The organism is Rhodococcus sp. R1101 (assembly GCF_000278445.1).
In the GTDB taxonomy this organism is placed as follows: Bacteria; Actinomycetota; Actinomycetes; order Mycobacteriales; family Mycobacteriaceae; genus Rhodococcus; species Rhodococcus gordoniae.
The window spans coordinates 1-3,649 of record NZ_AJVB01000388.1; the positions used below are offsets into that span (position 1 = coordinate 1).

The 3,649-nt window shown below is 67.3% G+C and carries 2 protein-coding genes and 1 pseudogene; all 3 read left to right on the forward strand.

The features are described from left to right. The coding region (gene aceE / locus R1101_RS0118400; RefSeq protein ID WP_016934819.1) for a pyruvate dehydrogenase (acetyl-transferring), homodimeric type at nucleotides 1-2,005 on the forward strand (2,005 nt) is incomplete at its 5' end. Nucleotides 2,006-2,071: 66 nt separating this feature from the next. Continuing rightward, nucleotides 2,072-3,385 (forward strand): PucR family transcriptional regulator, encoded by a 1,314-nt coding sequence (locus R1101_RS0118405; protein WP_242496665.1) that lies wholly within the window; start codon nucleotides 2,072-2,074, stop codon nucleotides 3,383-3,385. A 128-nt stretch (nucleotides 3,386-3,513) separates the two neighbouring features. Then, nucleotides 3,514-3,649, forward strand: a pseudogene (locus R1101_RS30305) (ACP S-malonyltransferase); the annotation flags it as partial.

Consider the following 3,649-nt stretch of genomic DNA (forward strand, 5'->3'; position numbering starts at 1 on the left):
GCGCGGCCTGGCGCACGTCGCAGCCACCGAGGGTCTCGACAACCTGACCTTCGTCGTCAACTGCAACCTGCAGCGACTCGACGGCCCGGTGCGCGGTAACGGCAAGATCATCCAGGAGCTGGAGTCGTTCTTCCGCGGCGCCGGCTGGAACGTCATCAAGGTCGTGTGGGGCCGCGAGTGGGATGCCCTGCTGCACGCCGACAAGGACGGCGCGCTGGTCAACCTCATGAACGTCACGCCCGACGGCGACTACCAGACGTACAAGGCGAACGACGGCGCGTTCGTGCGCGAGCACTTCTTCGGCCGCGACCCGCGGACGAAGGAACTGGTCAAGGATCTCTCCGACCAGGACATCTGGAATCTCAAGCGCGGCGGTCACGACTACCGCAAGATCTACGCGGCGTACAAGGCCGCCATGGAGCACAAGGGTCAGCCGACGGTGATCCTCGCGCACACCATCAAGGGCTACACGCTCGGTAAGCACTTCGAGGGCCGCAACGCGACCCACCAGATGAAGAAGCTCACCCTCGAGGACCTCAAGTACTTCCGCGACCTTCAGCGGATCCCGATCTCGGATGCCGAGCTCGAGAAGGATCCGAAGATGCCGCCGTACTACCACCCCGGTTCCGAGGCACCCGAGATCCAGTACATGCTCGAGCGGCGACGGTCCCTCGGCGGCTTCCTGCCGGAGCGCCGCACGAACACGAAGCCGCTGCAGCTACCCGCGGAGAAGACCTACGACGTGGTCCGCAAGGGTTCGGGCAAGCAGGAGGTCGCCACCACGATGGCAACCGTGCGTGTGCTCAAGGAACTGTTGCGCGACAAGGAGATCGGGAAGCGCATCGTGCCGATCATCCCGGACGAGGCCCGCACCTTCGGTATGGACTCGTGGTTCCCGTCGCTGAAGATCTACAACCGCAACGGTCAGCTCTACACCTCGGTGGACGCCGACCTGATGCTCGCCTACAAGGAGAGCGAGGTCGGGCAGATCCTGCACGAGGGCATCAACGAGGCCGGTTCGACGGCGTCGTTCACGGCGGTCGGTACGTCCTACGCGACGCAGGGCGAGCCGATGATCCCGGTGTACATCTTCTACTCGATGTTCGGTTTCCAGCGCACGGGCGACGGTCTGTGGGCGGCGGCCGACCAGATGGCACGCGGTTTCGTGCTCGGCGCCACCGCCGGTCGCACGACGCTGACCGGTGAGGGCCTGCAGCACGCCGACGGGCATTCGCTGCTGCTCGCGTCGACCAACCCCGCCGCGGTCACCTACGATCCGGCGTTCTCCTACGAGATCGCCCACATCTTCCGTGACGGTCTGCGGCGGATGTACGGCGGTACCGAGGGTGTCGACGGCTTCGGCGGTGAGGACGTCTTCTACTACATCACCGTGTACAACGAGCCGTACTCGCAGCCGGCCGAGCCGGAGGATCTCGACGTCGACGGTCTGCTCCGCGGTATCTACCTGTACAAGCGGGGTGCGGAATCCGGCCCGAAGGCGCAGATCCTGGTCTCGGGCGTGATGATGCCCGAGGCGCTGCGCGCGCAGCAGATGCTCGCCGACGAGTGGGGCGTGTCCGCCGACGTCTGGTCCGTCACCTCGTGGGGCGAGCTGCGTCGCGACGGCGTCGAGTGCGACCGTCAGGCACTGCTCAACCCCGGTGAGGAAGCTCCGGTGCCTTACGTCGCGTCGGTGCTCAACGACGCGGCAGGTCCGTTCGTCGCGGTGTCCGACTGGATGCGCGCGGTGCCCGACCAGATCCGCAAGTGGGTGCCGGGCGACTACACGGTGCTCGGCGCCGACGGCTTCGGCTTCTCCGACACCCGTGGCGCCGCGCGTCGCGTGTTCAACATCGACGCGGAGTCCACGGTGGTCGCGGTGCTCGCAGCGCTGGGCCGCGAAGGTGCCGTCGACCGTGAGAAGGCCGTCGAGGCGGCCCGCACCTACAAGATCGACGACGTGACGGCCGCCCCGGTGTCGATGGCGGATCCGGGCGTCGCCTGACCCGTCCACCGGTCACGTCCGAGTGGCGTGACCGGCCGGCTCGCGATCGGCGGGTACTTTCGTCCCATGGTCGACGAGCCGCAACCCCGCCGGATCGGGCAGGTACCGGGTGCTCACAGGGAGCGCCCGGTGCCGCCTTCGCGTCCCGAGCGGGCGCCGCTGCCCGACGCTCTGCTCCGTCGGGTCAAGCAGTTCTCGGGGCGACTGTCCACCGAGGCCGTGCACGTCATGCAGGAGCAGTTGCCGTTCTTCGCCGACCTCGACGCGTCGCAGCGCTCGACGGTGCAACTGGTCATCCAGACCTCGGTGGTCGATTTTCTCGAATGGGTGCGCAATCCCGACAGCGACCTGCGGTTCAGTCTCGACGCTTTCCAGATGATCCCGCAGGATCTCGCGCGGCGGCTGACGCTGCGTCAGACGGTGGACATGGTCCGCGCGGCGATGGAGTTCTTCGAGCAGTGGCTGCCGGCCCTCGCCCGCAACGAGGAACAGCTGGTCGCGCTCACCGAGGCGATCCTCCGGTACGGACGCGAACTCGGCTTCGCCGCGGCCGCGGTATATGCGGGGGCCGCCGAGTCTCGGGGTGCGTGGGACACGCGGCTCGAGGCCCTCGTCGTCGACGCCGTGGTGCGCGGGGACACCGGTCCCGACATGCAGTCGCGGGCCGCGACCCTCAACTGGGATGCCACGGCCCCGGCGACGGTGATCGTCGGTACTCCCCCGCCGGATCAAGGGGTCTCGGTGATCACCACCGTGCACACCGTCGCTCAGGAGCACGGGCGCGCAGCTCTGGCCGTGGTGCAGGGCGAACGTCTGGTGATGGTGGTCAGCGGCGATCTGCACGGTTCGGCGGATGCGGCGACCTTCCGTACCGAGTTGATGCGCGCGTTCTCGGACGACCCGGTGGTGATCGGCCCGACGACGCCCACGCTGACGACCGCGCACGTCTCCGCGGTCGAAGCGCTCGCCGGGATGGAGGCCGTGGTGGGCTGGCCGGGCGCTCCCCGGCCGGTGCATGCCGCGGAGTTGCTGCCCGAGCGTGCGCTGCTCGGTGATCCGGGTGCGATCGCCGCGCTCGAGGACTTCGTCGTCGCCCCGCTGGCGGCTGCGGGACCGTCCCTCGCGGACACGCTGGACGCATACCTCGACAGTGGGGGCGCTGTCGAGACTTGTGCCCGAAAGCTGTTTGTTCATCCAAATACCGTGCGGTATCGATTGAAGCGGATCACAGAGGTAACGGGTCGAGATCCCACAAATCCTCGCGACGCGTACGTGCTCCGGATCGCGGCGACGGTGGGCCGCCTGGCACGAAGCCATAACGAATTGAGATCACCTGCACCACCTGTCACTCGATTCACAATTCGCGAATCGGACACGTAACGTCTCGGGCCTTTCACCCGATAGCGACCACCGACGTGCAGATTTGTGGGAACCCTACAAATCGAGGCGCCAGCTTTCATCGCTACCGACATCTCGCGGGGGCGCACTTCCGGTGTTCCCTGGTGATCGTGATTTCGCTGCTTGCCCCCGGTCAGGGGTCTCAGACACCCGGAATGCTCGCCCCGTGGCTCGAGCAGTCCGGAGCGCGCGACCGCATCGATCTGTGGTCGCAGACGGCGGGACTCGACCTCGCGCGACTGGGCA

Coding starts and splice junctions, on each gene's coding strand:
- R1101_RS0118405 (WP_242496665.1), top strand. CDS start 2,072: ATGGTCGACGAGCCGCAACCCCGCCGGATCGGGCAGGTACCGGGTGCT.